The following is a 4,161-nucleotide window of genomic DNA, read 5'->3' as shown; positions in this document are numbered from 1 at the left end:
TTACCATAGATAAAAGTGTATACTATGAATTAATTATAAATAATAAAATAGCGACCTACTCAAAGGTCGCTATTTTATTAAGTAATCAAAGTTATAATATTTTTACTACATATTAACTACATTTTTAGTATCATTTTCTATTCTGCTAGTTTCTATCTCTACATGTTTGAAACTATACAATTTACTTAAGCTCCAACGTTTTTCATCTGTACTTAACAGATATTTTCTTATGCCAAATATTAAGCCTATTGAAAGAACTCCAAGGAATAAATCAACCATACTTGATGTTTTTGGAAGTAGTATAAGTTTTCTAGCTATTGCACATAATAATACTTCTATCAGTACACCTGGTATATGTAAACTAAGCATAACAACAAGTTCTACACCTATTACTAATAGCAATCCTTGTGCTAAAAAACTATTTAATTGCTCATATTGAACTGGCGTTTCAAAATTCACTATATATGCTTCATAGATGGTTCTCAATAAATCAAGCATGCCTAATAATACAAGAATTAATATAATTACTGATAGTGCTGTTTCAAAATACTTTGACGTCTTTAACAACGCTTTTTCATGTTTTTTTATCATTATAAATCTTCCTTTTTAAAATAAATTTATTTTTATTAATACTGATAATTAAAACATATTTAAAGCTTTTTATTTTATTAAATTATGCTCCAAATACTTTAAGTAGTACACCTGCAGCTACTGCTGATCCTATAACTCCCGCAACGTTTGGAGACATGGCATGCATTAATAAGAAGTTTGAAGGATTTTCTTCTTGTCCAACCTTTTGAACAACTCTCGATGCCATTGGTACTGCTGAAACTCCAGCTGCACCTATCATTGGATTTACTTTTCCTCTAGTTAATTTACACATTAGTTTTCCACCTAATACTCCCGAAGCAGTTCCTACAGAAAATGCTGCAAGCCCCATTGCTATTATACCAAGAGTTTGTACGCTTAGTAAAGTCTCTGCATTAGTTGTTGCTCCAACTGTTAATCCTAATAAAATAGTTACTATATACATAAGAGAACTTTGAGCAGTTTCTACTAACTTAGGAACAAGCCCAGATTCTTTTATTAAATTTCCGAACATTAGCATTCCCACAAGTGGTGCAGCTGTTGGAAGTAATCCTATAACAACTATCATAACTACTATTGGGAATATTATTTTTTCTTTTTGAGAAACTGGTCTAGTTTGTTCCATTTTTATTGCTCTTTCTTCTTTAGTTGTAAGAGCTTTTATTATTGGTGGTTGGATAACTGGTACTAACGCCATATATGAATATGCTGCTAGAGCTATAGTTCCTAATAAATGTGGTGCTAGAGCACCTGTTGTTTGTATAGCAGTTGGTCCATCTGCTCCGCCGATTATACCTATTGATGCTGCTTCTGGACCTGTGAATCCTAAAGCTATTGCTCCAAGGAATGCGAAGAATACCCCAAACTGCGCAGCCCCTCCAAGTAACATTGTTTTAGGATTTGCAATCATTGGTCCAAAGTCCGTTCCTGCTCCTATACATAAGAATATTAATGGTGGATAAATTCCCAGCTTTACCCCTTGGTATAGATAGTAAAATAATCCACCTTTATCACTATCTGTTGCTGCTTTCATTAAATCTACACCTGGCATATTTGCTAATAACATTCCAGTTGCTATTGGTATTAATAAATAAGGTTCATACCCCTTTGCTATGGCTAAGTATAAGAAAAAGCAAGCTAAGGCTATAACTATTACTTGTTTAATGTCCATTTGTGCGAATCCTGATTCCATTATGAAATCTAATATCATTTGACCCATGTCATGTACCTCCTTAAACTGTTTTTACTTATGCTATGTTTAATATTACATCTCCAAGATTTACGTTTTGTCCTTTTTCTACATGTATAGCTGATATTTGTCCATCTACTGGAGCTATTATTTCGTTTTCCATTTTCATAGCTTCTAATACTGCTAATACATCACCTTTTTTAACTAATTGTCCTTCTTTTACTAATATGTTGAACATACTTCCTTGTAAAGGTGCTACTACTTCTTCTCCTGTACCTGTTACCACTGCTGGTGTAGCAGCTGCCGCTGGAGTAGCTGACATAGTTGGTTGTTTCCCTGATTTTACCTCTTCTATTTCTACTTCATAAACTTTTCCATTTAATTTAACGTTGTATGTTTTTATACTCATTTTATTAATCTCCCTTTTACTTAATGTTTAAATTATTTTTAATTAAAATTATTTAACTCTTTTTATACTTCTAACATGGAAGTTAGTGTGTTGAGCTTGTTCTGCAGCTATTATAGATGTTACTAAAGCTGCAACTATTTTTTCTTCGCCATCATCTTCTATCACTTTATTTATCACTGGCGTCGTTTTAGCCTTATGCTTTTCTGATTTAAATATAAATTTAAATGAGCTTAATATTATTGCTATTAATGATAAAGTAGCTAAAACTATAACCATACTTGATACAGTGATAGAGATAGCTTCCATAAATGTTGTTTGCATATTAACCACCTATTCTCTACATAGTAACTTCTATGTATGTTATATTACTTTCTGCTTTTTCTTCTTCTACTACTGTAGATTTGTTGTATTTAGATTCTAAATATTTTGGAGCGATTTGTGGGAACAAAGCGTAAGCCAATACGTCTTCATCATTTTTAGCTAAATTTTTTACTTCTTCTTTCATAGCTTCAAATTCTGCACCTATTAAATCTGCAGGTCTTACTGTTATTACTTCTTCGTCTCCGATTATTAACTTTTTAACTTCTGGATCTAACTCAGCTGGAGCTTGTCCATATAGTCCTTTTACATAGTCCTTGATTTCTTTTGGAACCATTTTGTATCTTTGTCCAGTTAAAACATTGAATAATGCTTGCGTCCCAACCATTTGACTAAGTGGAGTAACTAGTGGAGGGTATCCTAAGTCTTTTCTAACTCTTGGTACTTCATTTAATACTTCTTCGTATTTACTTTCTGCACCTTGTTGCTTCATTTGAGATAATAAATTAGATAACATTCCTCCTGGAACTTGGTATTTTAAAGTTTGAGGATCTGTTAATAATACTTTTGGATTTAATATTCCTTCTTCCATGTATTTATCTCTAACTGGTTTGAAATATTCAGCTACTTCTAAAAGAGCTTCCATATTTAACTCTGGATTTCTATTCATTTCTGCTAAAGTTACCGACATTGACTCTGTTGGTGGCTGACTTGTTCCACCGCTAAGTGGTGATATAGCTGTATCTATTATATCTACACCAGCTTCAACAGCTTTCATATATGTCATTTCTGCTATTCCACCTGTACAGTGAGTATGTAATTCTATTGGTAATTTAGTCGCATCTTTTAATTTTTTAACTAAGTCATATGCATTGTATGGAGTAAGTACCCCTGCCATATCTTTTATACATATAGAATCCGCACCCATTCTTTCCATAGTTTTAACTAATTCTACATAGTACTCAGTTGTATGAACTGGGCTTGTTGTATAAGATATTGCACATTGGCAATGTCCTTTGTATTTTTTTATCGCTTTCATAGATTCTTCTAAGTTTCTAACATCATTTAAAGCGTCGAAAACTCTTATTATGTCTATTCCGTTTTTTATAGATAACTCTATAAATCGCTCTACAGTATCATCTCCATAGTGTCTATATCCTAATAAATTTTGACCTCTAAGTAGCATTTGTAACTTCGTATTTTTTACATGTTTTCTTATAAGTCTAAGTCTTTCCCAAGGATCTTCATTTAAGAAACGTATACATGAATCAAATGTAGCCCCTCCCCAAACTTCCATTGAGTAATATCCTACTTTATCCATAGTTTCTAAGATAGGTATTATTTCATCTGTCCTAAGCCTAGTAGCCATTAAGGATTGATGTCCATCTCTTAGTGCCGTTTCAGTTATTTTTAACTTACTCATCTTATCATAATCCTCCCATAAATATATTAGGAATAACATTTTCATCATCTATAATGTTCCTTTAAGTTATTCCTTGTTTCTTATGCATAATTTATTATATATATCAAATTATCTTATACCAAGTTTTTTTAGTGTTCTTTTAATATATAAAGTTCTTTTTTAAATTTTATTTAATTGTAAGCTTAATAAATATCTATATAAGTAATTCATATACAAGCCTTCTATATATCTAAT

5 protein-coding genes are annotated in these 4,161 nt (G+C 31.6%); all 5 read right to left on the bottom strand.

Features of this window, described 5'->3' with window-relative positions; genetic code table 11:
- Positions 1-105: 105 nt before the first annotated feature.
- The 5 genes from NSA58_RS16900 to NSA58_RS16880 all read right to left on the bottom strand — a co-directional run bounded on the left by NSA58_RS16900 (position 106) and on the right by NSA58_RS16880 (position 3,927).
- The gene (locus tag NSA58_RS16900) at positions 106-591 is read right to left on the bottom strand and encodes a phosphate-starvation-inducible PsiE family protein (RefSeq protein ID WP_039678756.1); all 486 of its coding nucleotides are present in this window, start codon (positions 589-591) and stop codon (positions 106-108) included.
- A gap of 82 nt (positions 592-673) precedes the next feature.
- Positions 674-1,807, bottom strand: coding sequence for a sodium ion-translocating decarboxylase subunit beta (locus NSA58_RS16895; protein ID WP_074429699.1), 1,134 nt, complete (start codon positions 1,805-1,807; stop codon positions 674-676).
- 28 nt (positions 1,808-1,835) lie between these two features.
- Complete coding sequence (locus NSA58_RS16890) at positions 1,836-2,186, bottom strand: biotin/lipoyl-containing protein (protein ID WP_257560719.1); 351 nt, start codon at positions 2,184-2,186, stop codon at positions 1,836-1,838.
- Between the two features lie 48 nt (positions 2,187-2,234).
- Positions 2,235-2,507 (bottom strand): OadG family protein, encoded by a 273-nt coding sequence (locus NSA58_RS16885; RefSeq protein WP_039678758.1) that lies wholly within the window; start codon positions 2,505-2,507, stop codon positions 2,235-2,237.
- Between the two features lie 16 nt (positions 2,508-2,523).
- On the bottom strand, positions 2,524-3,927 hold the full coding sequence (locus NSA58_RS16880; protein WP_039678759.1) for an oxaloacetate decarboxylase subunit alpha: 1,404 nt from the start codon (positions 3,925-3,927) through the stop codon (positions 2,524-2,526).
- Positions 3,928-4,161: the final 234 nt, after the last annotated feature.

This window comes from Terrisporobacter muris (assembly GCF_024621905.1).
In the GTDB taxonomy this organism is placed as follows: Bacteria; Bacillota; Clostridia; order Peptostreptococcales; family Peptostreptococcaceae; genus Terrisporobacter; species Terrisporobacter muris.
The sequence above is the reverse complement of the archived record's forward strand: the minus strand, read 5'-3'. Positions and strand labels throughout refer to the sequence as shown.